This window comes from Croceicoccus sp. (genome assembly GCF_983967925.1).
The window spans coordinates 102,092-127,104 of the sequence record NZ_CFETID010000001.1; the positions used below are offsets into that span (position 1 = coordinate 102,092).

Sequence of the window (25,013 nt, forward strand, 5' to 3'; positions counted from 1 at the left end):
ACACGCCAGCCCTTAGCGATCGCTCAGCAGAGAGTTCGCCGACCCGCGCGCAAGGCTTGGCGCGGCGTCGGACTCGCGGCGCACCAGCGTATAGGGCAGGATCTTCTGCTGCGGCTTGGCCCTGCCGTCGGTGCGTTTCGACCGGATGATCCGCGCGATGGCGGTCACGGCCCAGGCCGTCATCTCGCGAATGGGCTGGCGGATCGTGGTCAGTTCGGGCCAGATCGTGCTGGCCATGGCCGTGTCGTCGAAACCGCATACGGTGATGTCGTTGGGCACGTCGAGATGCTTGCGATGCGCGACGGCGACCGTTGCGGCGGCCATGTCGTCGTTGGAAGCGAAGATGGCGGTCGGCTGCGGATGGACGGACAGCAATCTCTCCGCCCCGGCCATACCCGAACGATAGGTAAAGCGGCCCTGCACGATCAGCTCTTCATCCGGTGTCAGGCCAGCGTCGAGCATGGCTGCGCGGAAACCGTTGAGCCTGCGGCCGCTGGCGATCTGTTCCGGGTTTCCGATGATAAAGCCGACCCGCTCGTGCCCCAGGTCGATGATATGCTTGGTCATGTCATAGGCGGCCTGGAATTCGTCGATCATGACGGCGCCGTGCAACCCCTCTGCCTTGCCCGGGCCCACCGCGATCGAAACCGCATCCAGTTCGCGGGCGAGATCGAGCACTTTCTGGTCGTCGCAAAGCGGCGACGGCAGGATGAAGCCGTCGATGCCTTCCTTCGCCAGCTTGCCCATGATCGACAGGGCTTCCTCGGCGCTCTCGCACCTTTGCACTTCCAGATGGATGTCGTTGCGGCTCGCTTCTTCCAGCGCGCCCATCAGGAACTCGCTGAGATAGGACGCCGACGGGTTGTCGAACATCAGCGCGATACGCAACTGCTCGCCCCCGGCGAGGCTGCGGGCAGCCCGGTTCGGCGCATAGTTCAGCTTGCGGATCGCCTCGAGCACCAGTTCGCGCGTCTGTTCGCGGACATTCGCCTCGCCGTTGATCACGCGGCTGACCGTCATGGGCGAACAGCCCGCCTCGCGCGCTACGTCGCCGATGGTGGGCGCGGAATTACCCCGACGTGCGGCGCGCCTGCGCGGAAGCTTCGTGTCACTGTCCTGCATCTTCATCGCCTTGACATAGACCCGCTTCAGCTTTTCCGGCAAGCACGCTCATTCACCCGGAGCCTCGGGAAATTCGAGGGCCCGATATTCGTCCAGCGTCATGGCGGGCGCCGCACTACCGGCCGGAAGGGCCAGGCCGTTCAGATCCTGCCAATAGGCCAGCGATGCATCCCGCCACCATTGCGCCTCTTCCTGCTGAATTTCCAGCATGTCGGAAACGGCCTTGAAACGCTGCCGGTCGACGAATGGCGCAAGCGTCCGCCATGTCGCGCGCATATCCGACACGGTTGCCACGCCGCGGTCATAGCGCGCGGCCAGTTCCTGCCACAGCGTGCGGCCCGACTGCACCCGAAAATCCCACGGCACATGGTGGAACCACAGCAGGTAATCCTGATCCATGGTGCGGGGATCGGACCAGCCAGATGCGACAGAGGGCGCGTATTGCGCCAGCGCATCGGTCCCGGCGGCGGTGCGGTCAAAGCCGATGCCCCGCGCATCCGCCTTGTGATAATAGCATGGGTTCCATTCAGGCCGTGCCAGATCACAGACCCACGGCGCGGGACCATAATGGTGTCCCGTACCCATCAGATGGGCAAGGCCCAGCGGCGTCATGTAATCGACGACGGCCTGCCGGCTTTCCATCATCATCGGCACGACCGCCTGCAGAAACGCGGGATCGCGGCTGAAGGTCAGCGCCGCCCATTCGCGGGCGATGCCGTCCGCCGTCAGCGCCGGATCCCATGCAAGCCTGCCGAACGCATACCAGTTCGCCTGATCGAAATCCGATCCGGTCCAGTTGCGATCCGACCCGGTATTGGCGACGCCCGCCATGCCGGCAGGCGCGATGATATCGGCAACGTCCCCGCCCCGCCCCGTTTCGGCATCCAGCACTTCGGTCCACATCGGGGCCAGAAACGCCAGATGGCTCGCAAAGCCGAGATATTCCTTGGTCAGCTGCGCTTCCAGCATCAGCCTGGTATTCGGCATTGCGCCGAACATCGGGTGAAACGGCTCGCGCGGCTGGAAATCGATGGGGCCGTTCTTGACCTGCACGATCACATTATCCGCGAACTGGCCGTCCAGCGGAACGAACTCCTCATAGGCCTGCTTGGCGCGGTCGGTCTCGTCCTCGGCGGAATAGACGAAGGCGCGCCAGATGATCGTTCCGCGCCCGCCCACCGCGTCCGCCAGCATGTTGGCGCCGTCGGCGTGGGTGCGGCCGTAATCCTGCGGGCCGGGCTGGCCCTCCGAATTGGCCTTTACAAGGAATCCGCCGAAATCGGGAATGGCGGCATAGATCTCATCCGCCTTGGCCTTCCACCATGCCCTTACCTGCGGGTCCAGCGGATCGGCCGTGTCCAGCCCCCCGACATCGCGCGGCGCGCTGAACCGCGCGGAGATATAGATCCGGATGCCATAGGGCCGCCACGCATCGGCCAGCGCGGCAAGCTTGGGAAGGTAGCGCGGCGTCAGAAACAGCGGGCTGGCGTTGACATTGTTCACCACCGTGCCGTTGATGCCCAGCGATGCGTTCGCGCGCGCATAATCTATCATGCGCGTATCGACGCGCCGGGGCAGATGCCACCAGTCGAAGATGGAACGTCCGGCATAGCCGCGCTCCACGCTGCCGTCGGGATTGTCCCAATGGTTGAGCATGCGCAGATCCATCGCCGGTGCCTCGTCCAGCGCGATCTGATCGGGCGCCCTGCCCAGCGACAATTCGCGAAGCAGCGCGAAACTGCCATAGAGACATCCGACAGGTTCGTCGGCGACGATGCGGATTTCCGCGCTGCTGCCGGTAACGCGGAACCGGCCGGAGGGATCGGCATTGGGCGCGCCGCAATCGAGCGTGATCCGCCCGCCGCTACCCGTGCCGAGCGGACGGCCCAGCAGCGAGGACAGGCCCGCCTCCAGCTCGTCCAACGCGACATCGACGGTTTCGCCGCGCGTCGAAGGAGTAGCAATTACGGGATTGAATGCATTCAACTTTTCGGCGGCGGCACCCTCCAGCTGCGGGTAGCGCAGCCACAGATCATAGCCGTCTTCGCCATGCGCGACGGGCGACAGCGAAATCGCGCCAAGGGCCGCCAGCAGCGCCGCGGCCAGCCGGTTGACAAGCATGTTCTCTCCCATCATGGTAGCGCTAACACAAAGATCCGCGCTGTCAAGCCGCGGCGTTCGGGAGAGTATTTTCGATGTTGAACAGCCTGCGTGCCGCCCTGATCGCCGGCGCGGCGCTTGCCGCGTTCTCGGCTGTCGGCGCGCCGATCGCATCAGCCCAATCGCAGGACCTGACCAAGTCGCAGGACATCGCGCGGCCCGTTGCCGACGCGCCCTATTGGGACGCATCGCTTCCCGTCGAACGCCGCGTCGCCGACCTGATGGCGCGGATGACGGTCGAGGAAAAGCTGGCGCAGATGATCAGCCTCTGGACGACGAAGGCCCATGTACAGAGCGATGGCGACAGCTTCGATCCCGCGAAGGCCAGCGCACTCTATCCCGACGGCATCGGTTTCTTCACGCGCCCGTCCGACCGGGCGGGTCCGGGCAGCCCCCGCATCAACCCGCCGCGCTCGATCGAGGAAAGCGTGGGATATGCCAATGCCGTGCAGCGCTGGGCGCGCGAGAATACGCGGCTTGGCATACCGGTCCTGATGCACGAGGAATCGCTGCACGGTTTTGCCGCGCGGGATGCGACCAGCTTTCCGCAGTCGATCGGGCTGGCATCGACGTGGGATCCCGATCTGGTGCGCGAGGTCAACGACCACATCGCTTCGGAAGTTCGCGCACGCGGAGTGCACCAGGTGCTGTCCCCCGTGGTCGATGTCGCCCGCGATCCGCGCTGGGGCCGGATCGAGGAGACCTTTGGCGAGGATCCCTATCTCGTCAGCGAAATGGGCGTCGCCGCGGTCGAGGGCCTGCAGGGCACCGGCACGAACCCCAAGCTGGGCGAAGGACAGGTGCTGGCCACGCTCAAGCACATGACGGGCCATGGACAGCCCGAAAGCGGCACCAATACCGGCCCGGCGCAGATCTCGGAACGGACCTTGCGCGAGATGTTCTTTCCGCCCTTCAAGGAGGTCGTGGACCGCACCGCCATCGACGTGGTTATGGCCAGCTATAACGAGATCGACGGCATCCCCAGCCATTCGAGCCGCTGGCTGCTACATGACATCCTGCGCGGCGAATGGGGCTATGACGGGGCGGTGGTGTCGGACTATTTCGCGATCGAGGAACTGGTCTCGCGCCACAGGATCGCCAGCGACGTGCCCGCCGCGGCGAAGCTGGCGCTCGACGCGGGCGTCGATGTCGATTTTCCCGACGGCGTATCCTATCGCAATCTGGGCGACCTGCTCGATCAGGGGCTTATCACGCAGCAGCAGATCGATACGGCGGTCGCGCGCATCCTGACGATGAAATTCAATGCAGGTCTGTTCGAGGACCCCTTTGTCAGCGACATGGCCCCTGCCCTCGCCTCCAACGGTCCGGAAGGGGTGGCTCTGGCCCGAAAGGCGGCCGGGAAGTCGCTTATTCTGCTAAAGAATGATGGCATATTGCCGCTCGCCATGCCCGAGGGCGAAAGGCCCGTGATCGCGGTGATCGGTCCCAATGCCGATGTGGCGCGTCTGGGCGGTTACTATGGCATTCCGCGAAAGACCGTCAGCCCGCTCGAAGGCATTCGCGCGCTGGTGGGCGACAGGGCCGAGATCGTTCATGCGCCCGGCGTCAGGATCACGCTGAACGACGACTGGTGGGAGGATGAGGTCCAGCTTGCCGACCCGCAGGACAACCGGGCGCTGATCGCACAGGCGGTCGAGGCGGCAAAAGACGCCGACACGATCCTGCTGTTCGTCGGCGACACCGAACAGACGAGCCGCGAGGCATGGGCCGACGCGCATCTGGGCGACCGGACCAGCCTCGACCTTGTCGGTGAGCAGAACGCATTGTTCGAGGCGCTGAAGGCTCTGGGCAAGCCCATCGTCGCCGTGCTCGTCAATGGCAGGCCGCCCAGCTATCCGGCGCTTGCCGAAGGGGCCGATGCCATCGTCGAGACGTGGTACGCGGGCGAACAGCAGGGCAATGCGATCGCCGATGCGCTGTTCGGGCGCATCAATCCGGGCGGCAAGCTGCCCGTCACCGTGGCCCGCGATGTCGGGCAGGTGCCCAACTTCTACAATTACAAGCCTAGCGCGCGGCGGGGCTATCTGTTCAGCGACGTGACCCCGCTTTATCCATTCGGCTTCGGACTTTCCTATACGGATTTCGCGTTTGGCACGCCGCAAGTGTCGGCTTCCAGCATCCGTGCCGGACAGGGCGTCACCGTACGCGTTCCGGTGCGCAACATTGGCGCCATTGCCGGCGACGAGGTGGTGCAGGTCTATCTGCGCGACAATGTCAGCTCGGTCACGCGCCCGGTCAAGGAACTGGCCGGTTTCCGCCGCGTGACGCTGCAACCGGGCGAGGAGGTCAATGTCGACATCCCCATCCGCGCCGATGCCTTTGCCCTCTGGAACCGCGATATGAAGCGCGTGGTCGAACCGGGTGATTTCACGATCATGGTGGGCCCGAACTCCAGCGAGCTTCAGGACGTCACGCTAGAGGTGGTGCCATGACGATGGACCGCCGCACGGCCCTCAGGCTCGTTGCTGGTACCAGCATGGGTGCCCTCGCCTGTGCGCAGGCACCGGCTGCTTTCGCGCAGGCCTCGCCGCTCTACAAGGATGCGCGCGCGCCCATCCCGGCGCGCGTCGCGGACCTGATGGCGCGCATGACACTGGACGAGAAGATCCAGCAGATCCGCACCGCGTGGCAGGGCAAGGGCGAGATGATCGACGGGCTAGCCTTCGACCCGGCCAGGGCCAGCGCCGCCTTTCCCGACAATATCGGCCACATCACCCGCCCGTCCGACAAGCGCGGCGTTCCGGGCGTTGCGGGCGCGGCGGGCGGAACCGCGGCGCGCTGGCGCACGCCCGCCCAGACGGTCGAGTTCATCAATGCGCTGCAACGCTGGGCGACACAGGACACGCGCCTTGGCATTCCGGTCCTGCTGCACGAGGAATCGCTGCACGGCTATATGGCGACCGAGGCGACCATGTTCCCGCAGGCGATTGCGCTGGCGGGAACCTTCGATACCGATCTGATGCGGCGGATCCAGTCGGTCATAGCGCGCGAAACCCGTGCCCGCGGTGTGCCGCTGGTGCTGAGCCCCGTCGTCGACATCGTGCGCGACCCGCGCTGGGGCAGGATCGAGGAGACGTGGGGCGAGGATCCATACCTCGTCAGCGAAATGGGCGTTGCCGCGGTGGAAGGCCTGCAGGGACCGGGCAAGTTCGAGAAGCTGCGCGAGGGCAAGGTTTTCGCGACGCTGAAGCACATGACCGGCCACGGTCAGCCCGAAGGCGGCAATAATGTCTCGCCCGCCGAGGTTTCCGAGCGGGAATTGCGCGACAATTTCTTTCCGCCTTTCCGCGAGATCGTGCGCCGAACGTCGGTCGGCGCGGTGATGCCCAGCTATAACGAGATCGACGGCGTGCCCAGCCACGGCAATGCCTGGCTGCTGGGCACCGTGCTGCGCGGGGAATGGGGCTTCGACGGCGTGGTGGTCAGCGATTATGGCGGCGTCCACGAACTCGATACGCTGCATCATGTCGCGGCCGATCTGGAAGAAGCCGCACACCAGTCGCTGGTCGCGGGCGTCGACAGCGAACTGCCCGAAGGCATGGCCTTCGCCGCGCTGCAGGACGCGGTCGAGGCTGGCCGTATTCCGGTCAGCCTGATCGACACGGCCTGCGCGCGGATGCTGGCGTTCAAGATGCGCGCCGGATTGTTCGAAAACCCCTTTGGCGATGCGGCGCTGGCCGCCGCGATCACCGGTAACGAGGAAGCCCGCGCGCTCGCCTTGGAGGCGGCGCGCAAGTCGATGTGCCTGCTGAAGAATGACGGGGGCGTCTTGCCGCTCGACCGCGCGGCGATGGGGCGGGTGGCGGTGATCGGACCCAATCACGCGATCGCGCGGCTCGGCGGCTATTCCTCGGTGCCCAAACAGGCGATCAGCCTGATCGAAGGGCTGCGGGCGATTGCCCCGGATGCCGATTTCGTGACGGCGCAGGGCGTCTTCATCACCACCAGCGAAGACCGCTCGCAGGACGAGATCACGCTGGCCGACCGCGAAGAGAACATGCGCCTGATCGCCGAAGCGGTCGAAGTGGCGAAATCGGCCGATGTCATCGTGCTCGCCATAGGCGATACCGAACAGACGAGCCGCGAGGGCTTTGCGGCCAACCATCTGGGTGACAGGACCGATATCGACATCGTCGGCGAACAAAACGCGCTGGTCGATGCGATGGCCGCGCTGGGCATGCCGCTGGTCGTGTGCGCGATCAACGGCCGCCCGCCAAGCTGGCCCAATGTCGTGGCCAGGGCCGATGCGATGCTGGAATGCTGGTATCCCGGGCAGGAAGGCGGGATCGCCATGGCGGAAGCGCTGCTGGGCGACATCAATCCGGGCGCGAAGCTGCCGGTGACGGTCGTTCGCAATGCCGGTCAGGTGCCCTCTTTCTATAACCACAAGCCCAGCGCGCGGCGCGGCTATCTGTTCGACGATGAAAGCCCTCTGTTTCCGTTCGGGCACGGCCTGTCATACACCCGCTTTTCCGTGTCCGAGCCTCGCACCGCCAAGACGCGTTATGGTGCCAACGAAACGATACCGGTGACGGTGGACGTCGCCAACATCGGCACGCGCGCAGGCAGCGAAGTCGTGCAGCTTTACATCACGCGCGAGGACGTATCCGTCACGCGCCCGGTGCTCGAATTGAAGGCGTTCGAACGCGTGGAGCTGGCACCCGGCGAGAGCCGCAGCCTGCGGTTCGCGATCGAGCCGCGGCAGCTCGCGTTCTGGAACCGCGACATGAAGGAAGTGAACGAACCCGGCCCGGTCACACTATCGAGCGGACCGGGCAGCAACGCGCTCAAATCCATCGAAGTGGAGATTGTCTGAACATGACCAACGGCCCGATCATAAATCGCCGCAGCGCTCTTGCGGGCATGGCTGCCCTGCCGCTGATAGGATGTACCAATGGCGGCATGGGCGGTTTGGACGCGCCGGTTTCGGCACCTCCATCGCTTGACGAGCTCGCCATGATGGGCGGACGGCGCTTCGGAAGTGCGGTGGCCTCGACCCCCGGCAATGTCGACGCCGGATCGTTTCAGAATCCGTCCTATGCGGCCGTCGTCACCGCCGAATGCGGATTGGTCGTCCCCGAAAACGAAATGAAGTGGCAGGCGATCCGCCCTTCCCGCGACACTTACGATTTCTCCCGCATGGATGCGATGGTGGCGTGGGCAAAGTCCCAGAACCTCGACATGCGCGGCCACACCTTGCTGTGGCACCGGCCGCAGTGGTTTCCCAAGTGGCTGAACGATTACGACTTCGGCGCCAATCCGGTGGTCGAAGCCGAGCGATTGCTGACCGAGCATATTCGCGCCGTGACCGACCGCTATCGCGGCGTCATCACCAGCTATGACGTGGTGAACGAGGCGATCGACCACGACACCAATGCCCCCATCGAAACCAGCCTGAGCAAGGCGATGGGCAGTCCGGAAGCGGTCATCGACCTGGCCTTCCATACCGCGCGCGAACAACTGCCGACGGCCCAGCTGGTCTATAACGACTACATGAGCTGGGAGCCGCAGCATGCCGAGCATCGCGCCGACGTGCTTCGTTTGCTGGAAGGTCTTCGCAAGCGAGGAACGCCGGTCGATGCGCTTGGCATCCAGTCGCATATCGAGATGTTCGAGATCGACCCGGCGACCGGCATCGGGCCCTATGACGACAGGGAATGGCGCCGCTTTCTCGACGAGGTGACGGGCATGGGTTATCGGCTGCTGATCACGGAGTTCGACGTCAAGGACAAGGCGCTACCGGCCGACATCGCGGTTCGCGATGCGCGCGTTGCGGATTTTGCGCGCCGCTATTTCGACGTGATGCTGGAATATTCGGACCACCTCGACGACATCCTCGTCTGGGGCATGGTAGACCGCTTCAACTGGCTGCAGGGCTTTGACCAGGCGCGGCGAGAGGATGGTCTTGAAGTGCGCGGCGCGCCCTATGACAGCAATTATCGCGCGAAGCCGATGCGCGATGCGATCGCGGAATCGCTGCGTCAGGCCGCCGTCTGACGGGGCGTTGAAAAACACCCGGTTCTGCCAAGGGACCGGCATAAGAAGGGCGCGGGAAAGAGTTTTCCGCGCCCTTTTCCATGGCCTGTGAAGGTGTGCGGCCTTGGCATCCCTGTCCGGCCTGCCTCACAAAAAAATGGGCCGCCTCGATCGGATCGAGGCAGCCCAGTTGGAGCAAGCACGTAATTACCGTGTTTAGAAGTTCCCTCGGATGATGAAGGAATAGCGGCGGTCGTTCATGAAGAACGAGCGCGGTGCCAACAGGGACGGATCGCCCGTATAAGCCTGCGACGTCTCGGTCACTTCGTTCAGCAGGTTCACACCCTGGACGCCGACCTTGATATTGTCGCTGACATTCACGAACAGCGAAGCGTCAAGCTGGCCCGTCGCCTCGTTGAAGATCGAGTAATACGGGAAGATCACGTCCGACGCGGTCAGCAGGAAACGCGAACGCCAGTTATACGCGGCGCGCAGCGAGATCGGTCCCTTTTCATAGAAGCCCGCCACGTTCACATTGTGCTTGGACAATTGTTCAAGCGGCAGGTTTCCAGGCGGCACCGGCGAATCGTTCGGCACTTCCCCGCCATTCAGGAACGTGTTCGGAAGACCCGAGCTGTCGATGTAGGTGTAGTTGGCCTGCACACCGAAACCGTCCAGCGGAGCCGGCAGGAATTCGAAGGTCTGCTGATAGGCAACTTCGAAGCCCTTGATCTTGCCCGTTCCGTCGAAATTCTCCGGGCCGCGAACGGTAACCTCGCGCGTTTCGCCCGAACCGTTGCTGATCGTCTCCTGCCGCACCGACTGATAGAAGAAGTTGTCGATGCTCTTGTAGAAGGCGTTGAAGGTCAACGATCCGACCCGCGAGAAGTACCACTCGAGGCTGGCATCGAACTGCCAGGCCGTCGCGGGCACAAGCAGCGGATTGCCCGCCGTACCCGTGAAGTTACCCGAGTCGTCGATGCTGGAGGTGAAGTAGTTGCGGATGTAGCCGTTATCGGGCCGCGTCAGCACCTTCGACACCGCGAAGCGCGAAATCAGATCATCGGTCAGACCCAGGCGCAAGTTGAAGCTCGGCAGGAAATAATCGTAGTCGTTCCTGACCGGCGTATAGGTGAAGCTTCCGTCTGCGAAATCCTGCAGTTCGGCATAGGCCTCGGGACCGACGTTACAGATGCCGCCGGGCCGAGCCGTACCGCCGCCCGCTGCCGGCGGACGCGCCTGCGCTGCGCAGCGCACGTCATAGGGATCGGCAATGTTCAGGCTGCCGACGTCGCCGGGACCGCGCGAACTTGCAGAAAGCAGGTCGGTACGGACATAGCGAACACCGATGTTACCCGACATGCGGACCCCGCCGAACAGATCGTCAGAGCCGAACACCAGCATGCCGTAGAGGGCATAATCGTCCTGCTTAACGGTCTGGATATCCGACGGCAGATAGGGCGTTCCGTCAATCGCACCAGCACGCGCCGCCAGCGGGTTCCAGGTGGGCGAACCGCCGCGTTCGCGCGTGATGTCCTGGATCGATTGGAAGAAGTCGACCGAACCGTCGTAATCGTCGATCAGATCGCCGCTGTAGTAATAGGCGCCCGGAGGTCCGGGTACCTTGCCGCGGAAGAAGTTGGGGAACTCGTAACGCTCCGACGCGCCTTCGGGGGTATCCGCGAAGTTGACCGGACGCGAACCCGACCAGACTTCGGAGAGCATGCCCCAGTTATACGTGCTGTAACGCACGTCCTGCTGGCGGCCCTGGAAGCGGGCCCCGACCTTGGCGCGGCGAATGAACGCGTAATCGTCGAATTCATAGTCGAGATCGGCCTGGAAAGCGAACTGCTCGCCATCGCTGTCCTCGGCATGGTCCATAGCGGCGCGCCAGAACTGGAAGCGGGGATCGCCGAAATATTCGGCATCGCTCGCATTGGCCAGCGCCTCGCCCGGCGTGGACCAGTTGTAGCCGAGGAACTGCGGCTTGTGCGGAATGATGTTCGGATACTTGCCCGAGATATCGAGTTCCTGATCCGCGAAGTTCGAACCAAACACGCTGAAGTCGAGATTGTCCTTCTTGGACGTCGCATACTGGGCATCAAGGCGCAGCGTCGCACGCTCGGTCAGCTCATGACGGAGGTTCAGGCTGTAGTCGCTGTTGGTAACCTCATCCATGACCTGACGGCGCGCGAGCGAGAACTGCGAACCGCCGATCGGCACGAAGGGCGATGCACCCGGATCGCCGCGCCAGCCATTGCTGGCATCGACGATATAGCCCGACTGGAACAGATTATCCTCGTCGTAGACGTAGTTCTGGAACTCGCCGATCGGACATTGCGCGCGCGGCGGCGTTTCATCGTTGGGATCGATCACGCCATTGCTGTCGACCACGTTCGGACCGTCGGCATTCTGCTGACAGCCGAGCGGATAGGTCGAATATTCGGCGAGGTCGGGCGCGGTTTCATAGGTGCGCTCACCCCACGAATTGGTGGTGTGCGAACGGATGAATTCCGCCGTGAACAGCGTACGCTCGTCGACGCTTTCCCACTGTGCCGAAGCCGCGAAACCGTCGCGCTTGCGGTTGAAATCCTGCGTACGGAACTGGCCGCCGACAGGCGCGACGCGGAAGTCGGCATAGTCTGCGAAGCCGTCCGGCCCGTTGGTGCCCTCGGCGCCGCAAACCGCGTTGGGCGGCGGCAGCGTCGTGTTGTCGACGTCGGCGGGAAGCGGGTTGCGGCAGATGAAGCGATTGGCGGTGTTCGCGATCGGAACCGTCTGCCCGTCGCGGATCTGGTAGTTCGCCACCTGAAGACCGTCGGCCCGGCTCTTGATCTGCGAGAACGCGCCGCTGATCAGCACGCCGAAACGGCCCGCGTCGGTGTCCCAGACGTTGCTGACCAGACCGGAGATGTTGGGCGTCCAGTCCTTCTGGAAGTCGCCGTAGTTCGCCTCGAGGCTGAAGCCGATCTTGAAACCGTCATTGTCGAACGGTTTGCGAGTGTTCAGGTTCACCGTACCGGCGAGACCGCCCTCGATCATGTCGGCAGTGGCGTTCTTGCTGATGATGACCGAGCCGAGAAGCTCTGCCGGAACGTCGGCAAAGTTCAGCGCCTGCCCGCCGACACCTGCCGAAAAGGCGGTGCGGCCGTTGAATTCCGAACGAACGAAATTGAGGCCGCGGACAACGACGCCCGAACCTTCGACCGAGAAGTGATCGGGATCGTTCGAACCGGCAAAGCGGTTGATCGCGACGCCCGGGACACGCTGCAGCGCTTCGGTCACCGAACGGTCGGGAAGCGCACCGATGTCGGCTGCCGTGATGGCATCGACGACGGTATCGGAATCGCGCTTGATGTCCTGCGAGTTTGCCAGCGACTGGCGAATGCCACTGACGATGATGAGACCTTCGTCGGCAGGCGCGGCCTGCTCCGGCTCCTCAGCGCTGTCGGCGTCTTGCGCATAGGCGATCGGCGAACCGAGCATGCAGCCCAGTGCCAGCGCGGAAGCGCCACCCTTTAGAAATGTTCGAAAAATGGCTTCGTTCGCAGACGCACCCCGTGCGCACTGCATATCGTTCTTCACCACGATATTCTCCCCCATGTTAGCGCTACCATCTGATCTGGGCAGTCGCTTGGATTTATCCCGGTCTTCTGGCTTATATCGATGATCTTTCTTTGGCAAGTGCGGGCTTGCAACATTTTTAGACCGTGTCATCCTTATACACGGGAGAAGGTTCTAGGGGGTATCCGGCAGGTCATGACCGCACGGAAAGATATCGTTACCATCAATGCGGTCGACCGCGTCGTGATCGTCGGCGGCGGCACTGCGGGCTGGATGACCGCCGCGGCCATGTCGCGCTTTTTCGACAATGGGCGGCGCAAGATCACGCTGGTCGAATCCGACGCCATCGGAACCGTCGGTGTCGGAGAGGCGACCATTCCGCCGATCCGCAACTTCAACGGCATGCTCGACATTCCCGAGAACGAGTTCCTGCGCGCGACGCATGGCACGTTCAAGCTGGGGATAGAATTCGTCGACTGGGGGCGGAAAGGCGACCGCTATATCCACCCTTTCGGCAATTTTGGGCGCGATCTTCACGGCATTCCGTTTCACCAGCTCTGGCTGCGCGAGAATGCGCGTGGCGGCGGAGCAGATATTAGCGATTATTCAATGAGTTCGGTAGCGGCCTTGATGGGCCGCTTTGGGCGCCCCTCGCCCGACGCGCGCTCCCCCGTGTCCGAGATGTTCTATGCGTTTCATTTCGACGCCAGCCTCTATGCGGCCTATCTGCGCCAGCTAGCGGAGCGGCAGGGCACGATCCGACGCGAGGGCCGTATCGTCAAGGCGCACCGCGACGGCGAAAGCGGCTACATCACATCCGTCGAGCTTGAGGGCGGCATCCATATCGAAGGCGATCTTTTCATCGATTGTTCGGGCTTTCGCGGCCTGCTGATCGAAGACGCGCTGGAGACCGGGTACGAGGACTGGAGCCACTGGCTGCCGGTCGATCGCGCGCTGGCCATGCCGACATCGAATATCGCCTCCCCCGCCCCCTTTACGCGCGCGACGGCCCATGGTGCGGGATGGCAATGGCGCATTCCGCTGCAGCATCGCACGGGCAATGGCCATGTCTTCTGCGGCGCCTTCATGGAGGATGACGAGGCCGAACGGATCCTGCGCCGCCACGTGGAGGGCGAGCCCATCGCCGAACCCCGGCTGATACGGTTCCAGACCGGCATGCGCCGCAAGGCGTGGAACCATAATGTCGTGTCTCTGGGCTTGGCCTCCGGCTTTATCGAGCCGCTCGAATCGACAAGCATCCATCTGATACAAAACGGCATTGCGCGCCTGTTCAGCCTGTTTCCCGAAAAGGAGATCAGCCCCCTGGAGCGGGACGAATATAATCGCGGCATGCGCGAGATATATTGCGACATCCGCGATTTCATCATCCTGCACTACAAGGCGACGCAGCGGGATGACACCGAGTTCTGGCGCTATGTCAGGGACATGGAGGTGCCCGAAAGCCTTGCGCGCAAGATGGAACTCTGGCGCCTGCATGGCCGCGTGTTCCGCGAAAACGCCGAACTGTTTACCGTGCCGAGCTGGGTCGCCGTGATGCTGGGACAGAACATGTGGCCCGAACGCTATGACCCCATCGCCGATACGCTGGACGAGCAGCGCGTGGCGCAGGCCATGGAGCAGATGCGCGAAGCCTATCGCCAGACCGCGCAGCAATTGCCGACGCAGGAGCAATTCCTGCGGCAGGCAGGTGCATGGGCAGCGGATCATGCGCCGATGGCCACGGCCGGAGCGATGCGATGAAGGGCGACCCTATCCAGAAGATCGTGATCGTCGGCGGCGGAACGGCCGGATGGATGGCCGCGGCGGCGATCTCGAAGATCCTCGGCGATTTTCCCGGACTGTCGATCCGGCTAGTCGAAAGCGAGGCGATCGGCACGGTCGGCGTCGGCGAGGCGACGATCCCGCAGATCATTTCTTTCAACAATTTGCTCGGCATCAACGAGTTCGAATTCATGCGCGAGACGAATGCGACCTACAAGCTGGGTATCGAATTCGTCGACTGGCTGCGCAAGGGACACAGCTATATCCATCCATTCGGCACCTATGGCGTCGACATGCTGGGGATCGAGTTCCATCAATTCTGGCTGCGCGGGCAGGCCTTGGGACATACAGCCAGGCTCGACGATTTTTCCATCTCTGCCATGGCGGGTGAGGCTGGCCGGTTCGCCCACCCGCGCAAGGACCAGCCCAATTCGCCGCTGTCGCGCATGGCCTATGCGTTTCAGTTCGACGCGGCGCTTTATGGCCGGTTCCTGCGCAAGCGAGCCGAAGCGCAAGGCGTCGAACGCGTAGAAGGGCGCATCGTCGAGGTCCTGCAGAATGGCGAAAGCGGCTTCGTCACGGGTGTAAAGCTGGAAGACGGCGCAATCGTCGAAGGCGATCTGTTCGTGGATTGCTCGGGCTTCCGCTCTCTGCTGCTGGGGCAGACCCTCGGTGTGCCCTTCATGGACTGGAGCAAATGGCTGCCCTGCGACCGCGCGGTGGCGGCACCATGCGCGCTGGCCGGGCCGGACAAGCCGCTTACCCGCTCGACGGCGCGCCCGGCGGGCTGGCAGTGGCGCATTCCGTTGCAGCACCGGATCGGCAACGGCCACGTCTATTCCTCATCGTATATGAGCGACGGCGATGCCGAGGATCTGCTGCTGTCGAGCCTCGACGGCGAACCTCTTGCACAGCCCAACAGGCTGCGGTTCACGGCGGGCCACCGGGAACGCATCTGGGATCGCAACGTCGTTGCGCTCGGACTTGCCGGAGGATTTCTCGAACCGCTGGAATCGACCGCGATCCATCTAGTTCAGTCGGGCATCGCAAGGCTGATGGCGCTGTTTCCGACCAAGGCCTTCTCCCCCGCGGAGATCGAGCGATACAACCGCGAGACCGTCGCCGACTATGTCGAGATCCGCGACTTCCTCGTTCTCCACTACCGTGCCAGCGAACGCGACGACAGCGAGTTCTGGCGCTATTGCCGCAATATCGCGCCGCCGCCCGCCCTTGCCGACAAGCTGGAGATGTTTCACAGTTCCGGGCGGATCTTCCGCGAGAACCAGGAACTGTTTACCGAGGCAAGCTGGCTTGCCGTGATGGTCGGACAGGGGATCGAGCCCGAGGCCTATCACCCTGCCGCCGGTTTGCTGAGCCAAGAGGAAACGTTGCGCAGGCTGCGCCATATCAGGCAGGTCGTGATCGACACCGCGCAGCAATTGCCTCCACAGGACGAATATCTGGCCATGCATGGCGCAGCGATCGAGAATTCGTTACGTCAGCCTGCATGAGTACCCTTCCCCCGCCGAAAGCGGTTGCCGAGATCGGCGCCGACCTGACGCCTGATGGTTTCGCCGCGCTTCGACATGCGGCAGAACCTGTCGTCATCCGCGGGCTTGTCGCCGACTGGCCGGTCGTGCAGGCGGCGCTCGACAGCGACGAGGCCGTGGTCGCCCATCTGTCGCGCGGCGGAAGCAGGCGCCCGGTGACGGCCATCGCGGCGCCGCCGCGGGCAGAGGGACGCTTTTTCTATACGCCGGACATGCAGCGCCTGAACTTCTCCACCGGCCAGGGCCGGCTGGAGACGTTCCTGTCCGATCTGCTAACCGCGCGCGACATGGCCGACGCCCCGGCGCTGGCTGTTCAGTCGCAGGATCTGGCGGAATTGCTGCCGCTGGTGGCCGAGGAGAACCGGCTGTCGCTATTGCCGGACGTGCGCCCGCGCATCTGGATCGGCAACCGCATCCGCGTTGCGCCACACTACGACGTCAAGGAGAATATCGCCTGCTGCGTTGCGGGTCGCCGGCGCTTCACGCTGTTCCCCCCCGACCAGATCGCGAATCTGTATCCGGGTCCGTTCGAACTGACCCCGGCGGGAACGCCGGTCAGCATGGTCGATATCCACGATCCCGACCTCTCGCTTTATCCGCGCTTTGCCAAGGCATGGGAGCACGCGATGCAGGCGGCGCTGGAGCCGGGGGATGCAATCTACATCCCCTATTGCTGGTGGCACGGGGTCGAATCGCTCGAACCGCTGAGCATATTGATCAACTATTGGTGGAACGAGGGAGAGCCCGAAGGCATCGGCTCCCCTTACGAGGCGCTGCTTCACGGCCTGTACGCATTGCGCCACCTGCCGCCGGAGCGGCGTGCGGTCTGGAAGGCGATGATGGATTATTATGTGTTCGAGGAAAGCGGCGACCCGGTCGCGCATCTGCCCGCCAATGCGCGCGGCATGCTGGGCCAGCATTCGCCGGCAATATTCGCGCAGATGCGCGAAATCATGCGGGATGTCTTTCGCTAGACCCCGCCATGACACCGGCCATCCACTGCGCATAGGGCGGCGCATAGGCAATCGCAGAGCGCAGCCTTTGTTCAAGATCGCGCCCCATCGCCTGCGCCTGACCGGCATCGACGTCGTCCGGCAGACCCTCGCCCTTTTCGAAAACCAGCGCCTCGATCAGCATCGCAAGCTCCTGTTTCAGAAACGGCGGTTCTTCCCACGAGATTACACGGCCGCGCCTGCGGAACTGGTCGATCGTCTGTGCGACGCGGTCGGACGGTGTCGCAGGCGCGAAGCGCCCGGCGGCGCGCGGGGACGCATAGATCAGGCCCAGCGTGTCGCGCACCGCATCGGCCATCAGGCCCGATCGCCGGTTGAACTCCGCGCGCTCCGCCGGTTCGATCGTGCTGCCCGGCAGCATGTCCAGCAGCAACCCAAGCTGGCGATGCGCCAGATCCAGCGGCAGACCCAGCAGCGGACCGAACCGCGCCGCCGCGTCGCCGATGGCGACGACATTGCCGACCCAAGCATTGCGGCGGCGACCCGGCTTCACGGACACGCTGCTGTGCACCTGTCCGCCAAGGATGGAGGACACTTGCGCAGGCGAAAGATCCGAGGAGGTCCCCAGAGCGCATTGCAGCCCGTCGCGGCCCGCCAATTCCGAAAACCAGCCTTCGGGCAGCAACGACAGGCGGTCCTCCAGCGCCAGCATCGGCTGACCCGGCGCGGACATATGGATGTGAACCGGTGGGAGAACCGCACTCCAGTCATCGTCCATGCAGCCGGAGAGAGCGCTGAGCAGGAACGAGCCGGGACCGCTGCAATCGACGAACAGATCGGCCTGCAGGCGGCCCTGCTCCTCGATAATGATGGCGGCAAGCTCGTTCTCGCCGCCTTTCTCAAATCCGGCGACCCTGCCGCCGACCGAGCCTATCCGCATCTGCCGCGCGATCTCTATCAGCAGTCCGCGATAGGCGGCGGGGTTCCAGCGCATGGCATAATCGACGCCCGAAATCGGCGTGGGCGTGTCCGGCGGCGCGACGGCAAAGCGGCCGGTGTCGACAAGCGCCTCGGCTAGCGGATCGGCGGTACCTTGCGAAAACGGCGGCGGCCTGCCTCCGCCCCAGTCGCGCGCGAACCTTGTATTGGCCGCAGCATCGACGGCCGCCCCATAGGTCATGGTCGTGGGCCGGTCCCCATCCCCAAAGCCCAGCAGCCGGGTCAGCAGACGATGGCTGCCCCCGGCCTGCCGGACGATGGCTTCCTCCGAAATGCCGAGCCGTTCATGCAGTTCAACAGTGAAGGGAAGCGATGTGGCGGCAAGATTGGAAAAGGCGGCGCTATCCGCAGGCACCGGCAGGATCAGCACTTCGCATCGCGGAAGGGCACGGCGAATGGCGATTGCCGCCAGCAGCCCTACCTGCCCGTCTCCGGCCACCACCACACGGCGCAGCGGCTCGCGCGCCTCGCTCATGCGGCGTCCGCCAGTCTTGCACTCTCGCGCCTCAGATATTCGTCATGCGCGGGCATTGTCGCGACTTCCGCATCGATCGCCTGTCGCAAGCGATCGAGCGCCATTTTCACTTTCGCAGGATCGACCTGCGCCACGCGCGTATCGTGCTTCTCCGGGAAATAGCCTTGCCCCAGATAGACCGCGATCCAGCTCTGGTCGAAGAAAAGCCCGTCGGCATAGCTCTCGACCTGGCCTGTGCGGCGCCACAGTTCCATCTTGCCTGCAAGGCTGTCGGGCACGGTCATGGTGCGCACATGGTTCCAGAATTCGGAATCGTCGCGCCGCGTCGCGTTGTAATGCAGGATCAGGAAGTCCCGTATCCGGTCATACTCAATATCGACCTGCCTGTTGAATTCGCTGCGGTCGCGGGGATCGATCTGCCCGCCCTGCGGAAACAGCTCGACCAGATTGGTAATGGCCATCTGCGCCAGATAGATCGAGGTCGATTCCAACGGTTCGAGGAATCCGCTGGCAAGACCGATCGCCACGACATTATGCGACCAGGATTGACGGCGCCGTCCCGGCCGGAAGCGCAATATGCGCGGATCGTCCAGCGGCTTGCCATCGGCGGCGGCGCGAATGGCTTCGCACGCCTCATCCTCGCTGAGATGCGCGCTGGAGAACACATAGCCATTGCCCATGCGGTGCTGCAGCGGGATGGCCCAGCGCCAGCCTGCGGGCATGGCGGTCGCCGTCGTATAGGGGCGCAATTGCGTCGTTTCATGGGTGCACGGCATCGCGGCGGCCCGGTCGCAGGGAAGCCAATGCGTCCAGTCTTCCCATTCGGCGCCCAGTTCGCCGCCCAGAAGCAGCGAGCGGAACCCCGAGCAATCGATGAAAAGATCACCTTCGATACGGCGACCGTCCTTGAGGACCAGGGCCCTCACATCTCCGCTTTCACCATCGCGCTCGACCGAGGTGACGAGGCCTTCGTGCCGCGTGACGCCAAGCCCCACCGCGAAGTCGCGCATGAACGGCCCGAAAAGCGTCGCGTCGAACTGATAGGCATAGCCATAGGTCGAGGAGAGCGAATCGTCGTGGCTGGGCGGGCGGAAGCGATTGGCCTGCGCGGCGCGCACCGCGAGCGAATAATCGCCGAGCTCGCCCGCAAGCCCCTGCCGCTGAAGTTCGAGCCACCAGTGGTGGAAGCCGACATCGGCGGCCGGCTCGCCAAAGCTGCCGAAGGGGTGGATATAGCTTTCGCCGATCTGCCCGAAATCGCGGAAGTCGATGCCCAGCTTATAGGTCGCGTGGGTCGCCTTGATGAAGGCCGCCTCGTCGATGCCCAGCCTTTCGACGAAGCCCCTGATATGCGGCAGGGTCGCCTCTCCCACGCCGACGATGCCGATATCCTCGCTTTCGACGAGGTCCACACTCGCACGGCCCGGCAGCAATCTTGCAAGCGCCGCCGCGGCCATCCAGCCCGCGGTGCCGCCGCCAAGGACGACGACACGCACGGGTCGGAGGGAACTATTGCTCATGTCATCGACTTTGACCGAGCGATCCGGCGCAGGCCAGACCTCAGCCTTCCATTTCCTCAAGTTCCTTGCCCTTGGTCTCGGTGATGAAACGCTGGACGAGGAAGAAGCTGATCACCGCACAAATCGCGTAGAAGCTGTAGCTTGCGGCAAGGCCGATGCCGGCGGCCATCACGGGGAAGAACTGCGCGATCAGATAGTTGGCGAACCATTGGAAGAACCCGGCCACCGCCAGCGCGCTGCCCCGGATCTGGTTCGGGAACATCTCGCCCAGCATGACCCACATGACCGGACCCCAGCTGACGTTGAAGAAGATCACGTAGAGGTTCGCCGCGATCACCGCGAGAATGCCCATTTCCTGTGACAGCTGAAGGCTGCCCTCGGCATCGAGCGTGCCCTGGCTGAAGGCATAGACCATGACGAACAGCGTGACCGCCATGCCGGCCGAGCCGATGAGCAGCAGCGGCTTGCGGCCGATGCGGTCGATCACGGCGATCGTCACGAAGCAGGCACCGATCGACACCGCGCCGGACACGATATTGATCAGCAGGCTGTCACTCTCGTTGAAACCGGCCAGCTGCCACAGGGTGGCGCCATAATAGAAGATCACGTTGATGCCGACGAGCTGCTGGAACACCGCCAGCATGACGCCCACCCAGACGATGGGACGGATGCCGAGGAAGCTCTTCGCGCCGGCGGGGGCAAGAACGTCGCGCAGGCGGGGACGATGGTCGCCTGCGAAGCTGTTGCGAATTTCCTCGACCTTCGCCTTTGCAACCACTTCGCCGAACAGGCGCGTGAGCACGGTCGCCGCTTCTGCGTCGCGCTTCTTGGCGACGAGGAAGCGGGGGCTTTCCGGAATGAAGAAAAGCGCCAGCAGGAACACGCCCGCGGGAATGGCCTGCATCAGATACATCCAGCGCCATGCCTGCAGGCCGCCCCAGAAGATATTGGTCGATTCGCCCGCAGCCGCGGCCAGCACGTAATTGACCAGAAAGGCCGCCGTCAGGCCGGTGATGATCATGATCTGCTGGACCGTGGTCATCCGCCCGCGAATATTCGCCGGGGCGACTTCGGAGATATAGGCAGGAGACAGGACCGAGGCCGCACCGACCGCTACGCCGCCCGCGATGCGCGCGATGACGAAGATTGTGTGCGATTCGGCGAAGCCCTGCACCAACGCAGCGACAAGGAACAACAGGGCGGCAATGCGCATGACATTGCGGCGGCCGATCGCATCGGCAAGCGTGCCCGCCGCGAAGGCGCCCACGATGCAGCCGATCAGCAGCGAACCGACGGTAAAGCCAAGCCCGCCCTCCGTCAGTTCGAAGGCCGACTTCAGACCCGGCTGCGTGCCGTTCACGGCGCCGCTGTCATAGCCGAACAGCAGCCCGCCGATCGTCGCCACCGCGACGATCGCCGAAACGAGGCCCAGATTGACGCCTCCATCACTCCTTGTGGTGCTTCCCATGTTCTCTCCCCTTGCGAACGGTCATATGTTGGCCGTCCGCGGTTATGTTAGCGCTACCTATGACGGAAATGTGCGCGAAAGCAAGCCGTCAATCCACACCTGAAAAGGCAATTCAGCTGCGGCGGTCGCAATGATGTCAGCCACGATCCCGCGCGCCGGTTCCTCCGATCATGCGCCCGCGCCCGTATCCTGCCGCGCCAGCAACCGGTCCAGAAAGCGGCCATGGCTCGGCAGGCTGGCGACCCTGGCCGCAATGGCCTCGCGCTGGCGTGCGAGTTCGTCTTTCAGGCGCTCGTGGCTCATCAGGGCGCCGATGCGGTGCCAGCTGGACGGCATAAGCCTTTGCCCCAGCATGACCTGCAGCCAGCTTTCGGCGCGGAACAGATCGCCGGGTGCCTGCCATGCCTGTGCGTCGGCGGCGAAACTGTCGATCCGGTGCTGCAGGCTGTCCGGTATCGCCATGTCGCGGCAGTGACGCCAAAACGCGGAATCGGTCCGTTCGGTCAGCTTGTAATGCAGGATGATGAAGTCGCGCACGCGCTCAAGCTCGTCATCGGCCATCTCGTTCCAGCGGTCGCGCAAGGCGGGCGTGGATCCGGCGAAGGGGAACATCTGGATCAGCCGCGTAACGCCGATCATGATGAGGTGGATGCTGGTCGATTCAAGCGGCTCGACAAAGCCCGAAGACAGGCCCAGCGCGATGCAATTGGCGCGCCACATCTCGCGCCTCTTTCCCGTCTTGTATCGGATCAGGCGCGGTTCGCCGCGCGGCGTGCCGGTGATGGTCGCCTCCAGCGTCTCGCGCGCGTTGTCGGGGTCAAGGAAATCGCCGGCGAACACGATTCCGTTGCCGCCCCGATGTTGCAGCGGGATGCGCCATTGCCAGCCTGCCTCATGCGCGATCGCACGCGTGAAGGGCGGCGGCGGGTCCTGCAAGTCGGTCTGCACGGCCCATGCCCCGTCGGTGGGCAGCCATTCGCTCCAGTCGTCATATCCGCTTTCCAGCGCCTGCCCGATCAGCAGCGCGCGAAACCCGGTGCAATCGATGAACAGATCGCCCTCGACGCTGCGCCCGTCTTCCAGTTGCAAGGCCGTGATGTCGCCCGTCTGCGGGTCGCGGCGCACCTGTGCGATCTTCCCCTCGATACGCCGCGCGCCGTCCCGCTCCGCCACGGCGCGCAGGAAGGCGGCATAACGACCGGCGTCGAGGTGATAGGCATAGCTGAGCGGCGGCGCGCCACCGGTGGCAAATCGCCCTGCCAGCGCCGCCTCATGCTCAAGGCAATAGGAGCCGATGGGCGCGTCGATCCCCTCCTCTTGCCCCTCAAGCCAGAAATGCTGGAAATCCGCGACCCAGTTGCGCAGCGGAAAAGTGCCGAAAGAGTGGAAATAGCTGTCGTCCGGGCGGGCCCAACCCTCGAATTGTATGCCCAGCTTGAAGGTCGCGCCGGTCGCTTCGACGAAGGCGCGCTCGTCGACGCGCAGGAATTCGTGAAACGTCCGCGCAGTCGGGATCGTCGCCTCGCCCACGCCGACCGTGGCGATCTCATCGCTCTCGACCAGCGTGACATCGACTAGTCTGCCCAGCTGGCGCGCAAGGGCCATGGCCGCGATCCAGCCAGCCGTGCCGCCGCCGGCGATGACAACGCGTGTCGGGCCCCGCCCGTTCACCGCTGGATCCTCCGCAAGACCTGCGCACGCAATCGGCGCGCAGCGGAAGGATCGCCAAGATCGAGCGGGCCAAGAACGTGTTCGGGCAGATGCGCGGCGGCCCTGTCCGGATCGGAAAAGACGTAATAGTCGAAGATCGCCGCCCAAGCCTCACGCTCATGCGCCGGGCGCTGGCGAAGCGACATCAGCGCGTGCAGCAATGTCGTCTGCGGCGTGTCGACATGATCGGGCACGGCATTCCACCACCAGTTGAGCAGGATGTTGAAATCCTCCAGCGCCTCCACCTCATGCCACCACATGGCGGGATAGACGATGACGTCGCCAGGCTCCAGCACGGCGGAAACCGCATGTTCCAGCGCGGTCGCATAGCCGGGATAGCGATCAAGGTCAGGATCGGCGAGATCGACCATGCTGACGACCTGCCCGCCCGGCGTGGGTTCGAGCGGGCCGGGATAGAGATTGGCGATCTGGTCAGGCGGAAACAGGGTGAAGCGCCGCCTGCCTGCCGCGCACAGGGCGCAATTGTTCGAATGGTCGTAATGCGCGGCAGTGACGGTGCGATTGCCCATCCACAGGCTTGCGGTGACGGGCGCGCCGTCTTCACCCTGCACGCCTTCCACGCCCGGGTCGTTGGCAGGGCCCATTTCGGGAAAGAAAATGCCCAGATCGGTCGATCCGACATAAAGCGCGTCATCTACCCCGCCGAGTAACTCGTCCAGAACCTGTTTCAGGTCCCCGCGCGAGCCGGTGAAATTGAAACCGTCGATGGCGGGCGTGTAATGGAAATGGCCGCGCGTCGAACGATCGGCGCGATAGATCGTGACCGGGATATTCGCGTGATGCCTCAGCAGATACTGGGCGGCATCACGCGGCGATTGCAGCGCCGCCTGCACGATCGGAAGCCGGACGCCCGCCTTGCGAAAGACGACCGGCTCCAGCGTAGCCTCGACAAATGCGTTAAGCGCGTCGCCCGCCGGCATGGGGCCGTCCATCTCGCGGATGGGTCGCGGCCCCGACAAAGGGGGCGACGCGGCGGTCATCGCGCCGGGCCGCGCTTCATGTCGGCCAGCGCATTGATATTGCCGAGCGAATGCGCGGCCATCACCGCGGGGACGAGCAATCCCGCCTCGTTCAGCTCGCCAAGCGCTTCGGCCGAAAGGCCGGCGATCTTCTCGGGCAGGATCGCGCTGAAATTTTCGAAATTGATGGTGGTCGTGCCGTCGATGTCGATCGAGATCGGCAAAGCGTCGACAAGACCGTGCTTCTTGAACATGTCCGACATGGACGCACTGGCCGACATGCCGCGGTGGACAGACTGAAGCGCTTCGATGGCATCCAGCAAGGCCGGGGCGTGACCGCCATGTTCGCGGAACAGGGCCAGACCCTCATCGCCGTCCTGCGCAATCCGCGGATGAGCGAGGTCGAGATAGACGAGCGGATCATCCGCCTGCCCTCGCCCGATCATCAACGGCCCGCGGCGGGCCAGCGCGGGGATGTAGCGGGCCTTCCACTCTTCATCGCGGACGAACAGGTTTTCGTCCTGCACAAGGCCGAGGATCGCGACAGGCTGATAGTGCCCCTGTTCGTCGGTGGTGAACAGGATCGGATATTCGCGTTGCAGAACGGCGAATTCGCCGACGAAAACGCCGATCTGCCCGCCCGGATCGCCGCTTTCGGCGCCGCGCGACGATTTCAGGCGGACGTCCGAATGGGCGACATTGTCTAGGGGAACTACGGTCATCGCATCATGCT

The 25,013-nt window shown here is 64.0% G+C and carries 15 protein-coding genes; 6 read left to right on the plus strand and 9 right to left on the minus strand.

The window, feature by feature from the left end; all coding sequences use genetic code 11:
* Positions 1–12: 12 nt before the first annotated feature.
* Together AC4FIJ_RS00500 and AC4FIJ_RS00505 are read right to left on the minus strand one after the other, a co-directional pair.
* Positions 13–1,122 carry a LacI family DNA-binding transcriptional regulator gene (locus AC4FIJ_RS00500; protein ID WP_490334933.1) on the minus strand — a complete coding sequence of 370 codons (1,110 nt, stop codon included), beginning with the start codon at positions 1,120–1,122 and terminating at the stop codon, positions 13–15.
* 48 nt (positions 1,123–1,170) lie between these two features.
* Positions 1,171–3,243, minus strand: a complete 2,073-nt coding sequence (locus AC4FIJ_RS00505) for an alpha-glucuronidase (protein ID WP_490334765.1) — start codon at positions 3,241–3,243, stop codon at positions 1,171–1,173.
* Between the two features lie 74 nt (positions 3,244–3,317).
* Between AC4FIJ_RS00505 and AC4FIJ_RS00510 the strand changes: the two genes are divergently transcribed.
* The 3 genes from AC4FIJ_RS00510 to AC4FIJ_RS00520 are packed head-to-tail and all read left to right on the plus strand — an operon-like array spanning position 3,318 to position 9,300.
* Positions 3,318–5,735 carry a glycoside hydrolase family 3 N-terminal domain-containing protein gene (locus tag AC4FIJ_RS00510; protein ID WP_490334766.1) on the plus strand — a complete coding sequence of 806 codons (2,418 nt, stop codon included), beginning with the start codon at positions 3,318–3,320 and terminating at the stop codon, positions 5,733–5,735.
* Between the two features lie 2 nt (positions 5,736–5,737).
* A complete protein-coding gene (locus tag AC4FIJ_RS00515; RefSeq protein ID WP_490334934.1) occupies positions 5,738–8,119 on the plus strand; it encodes a glycoside hydrolase family 3 N-terminal domain-containing protein in 2,382 nt (793 codons plus the stop codon).
* Between the two features lie 2 nt (positions 8,120–8,121).
* On the plus strand, positions 8,122–9,300 hold the full coding sequence (locus tag AC4FIJ_RS00520; protein WP_490334767.1) for an endo-1,4-beta-xylanase: 1,179 nt from the start codon (positions 8,122–8,124) through the stop codon (positions 9,298–9,300).
* A 195-nt stretch (positions 9,301–9,495) separates the two neighbouring features.
* Here AC4FIJ_RS00520 and AC4FIJ_RS00525 read toward each other — a convergent pair whose 3' ends face one another.
* Positions 9,496–12,765 (minus strand): TonB-dependent receptor, encoded by a 3,270-nt coding sequence (locus AC4FIJ_RS00525; RefSeq protein WP_490334768.1) that lies wholly within the window; start codon positions 12,763–12,765, stop codon positions 9,496–9,498.
* Positions 12,766–13,038: 273 nt separating this feature from the next.
* Between AC4FIJ_RS00525 and AC4FIJ_RS00530 the strand changes: the two genes are divergently transcribed.
* The 3 genes from AC4FIJ_RS00530 to AC4FIJ_RS00540 are packed head-to-tail and all read left to right on the plus strand — an operon-like array spanning position 13,039 to position 17,149.
* Positions 13,039–14,604, plus strand: coding sequence for a tryptophan halogenase family protein (locus tag AC4FIJ_RS00530; protein WP_490334769.1), 1,566 nt, complete (start codon positions 13,039–13,041; stop codon positions 14,602–14,604).
* Positions 14,601–16,136, plus strand: a complete 1,536-nt coding sequence (locus tag AC4FIJ_RS00535; RefSeq protein WP_490334770.1) for a tryptophan halogenase family protein — start codon at positions 14,601–14,603, stop codon at positions 16,134–16,136. The genes AC4FIJ_RS00530 and AC4FIJ_RS00535 overlap by 4 nt, the downstream gene beginning before the upstream one ends.
* Positions 16,133–17,149 carry a cupin-like domain-containing protein gene (locus tag AC4FIJ_RS00540; RefSeq protein ID WP_490334771.1) on the plus strand — a complete coding sequence of 339 codons (1,017 nt, stop codon included), beginning with the start codon at positions 16,133–16,135 and terminating at the stop codon, positions 17,147–17,149. The genes AC4FIJ_RS00535 and AC4FIJ_RS00540 overlap by 4 nt, the downstream gene beginning before the upstream one ends.
* Here AC4FIJ_RS00540 and AC4FIJ_RS00545 read toward each other — a convergent pair.
* The 6 genes from AC4FIJ_RS00545 to AC4FIJ_RS00570 all read right to left on the minus strand — a co-directional run bounded on the left by AC4FIJ_RS00545 (position 17,127) and on the right by AC4FIJ_RS00570 (position 25,002).
* On the minus strand, positions 17,127–18,602 hold the full coding sequence (locus AC4FIJ_RS00545; protein WP_490334772.1) for a tryptophan 7-halogenase: 1,476 nt from the start codon (positions 18,600–18,602) through the stop codon (positions 17,127–17,129). The two genes, AC4FIJ_RS00540 and AC4FIJ_RS00545, sit on opposite strands and share 23 nt — an antisense overlap.
* Positions 18,599–20,122: a tryptophan halogenase family protein gene (locus AC4FIJ_RS00550; protein ID WP_490334773.1), complete on the minus strand. Its 1,524-nt coding sequence runs from the start codon at positions 20,120–20,122 to the stop codon at positions 18,599–18,601. The genes AC4FIJ_RS00545 and AC4FIJ_RS00550 overlap by 4 nt, the downstream gene beginning before the upstream one ends.
* Before the next feature lie 40 nt (positions 20,123–20,162).
* Positions 20,163–21,590: a sugar porter family MFS transporter gene (locus AC4FIJ_RS00555; RefSeq protein WP_490334774.1), complete on the minus strand. Its 1,428-nt coding sequence runs from the start codon at positions 21,588–21,590 to the stop codon at positions 20,163–20,165.
* Between the two features lie 168 nt (positions 21,591–21,758).
* Entirely contained in the window at positions 21,759–23,261 is a 1,503-nt protein-coding gene (locus AC4FIJ_RS00560) for a tryptophan halogenase family protein (RefSeq protein ID WP_490334775.1), read from the minus strand.
* Positions 23,258–24,241, minus strand: coding sequence for a cupin-like domain-containing protein (locus tag AC4FIJ_RS00565; RefSeq protein ID WP_490334776.1), 984 nt, complete (start codon positions 24,239–24,241; stop codon positions 23,258–23,260). Before AC4FIJ_RS00565 ends, AC4FIJ_RS00560 begins: the two co-directional genes overlap by 4 nt.
* A gap of 56 nt (positions 24,242–24,297) precedes the next feature.
* On the minus strand, positions 24,298–25,002 hold the full coding sequence (locus AC4FIJ_RS00570; protein ID WP_490334777.1) for a SapC family protein: 705 nt from the start codon (positions 25,000–25,002) through the stop codon (positions 24,298–24,300).
* Positions 25,003–25,013 lie beyond the last annotated feature (11 nt).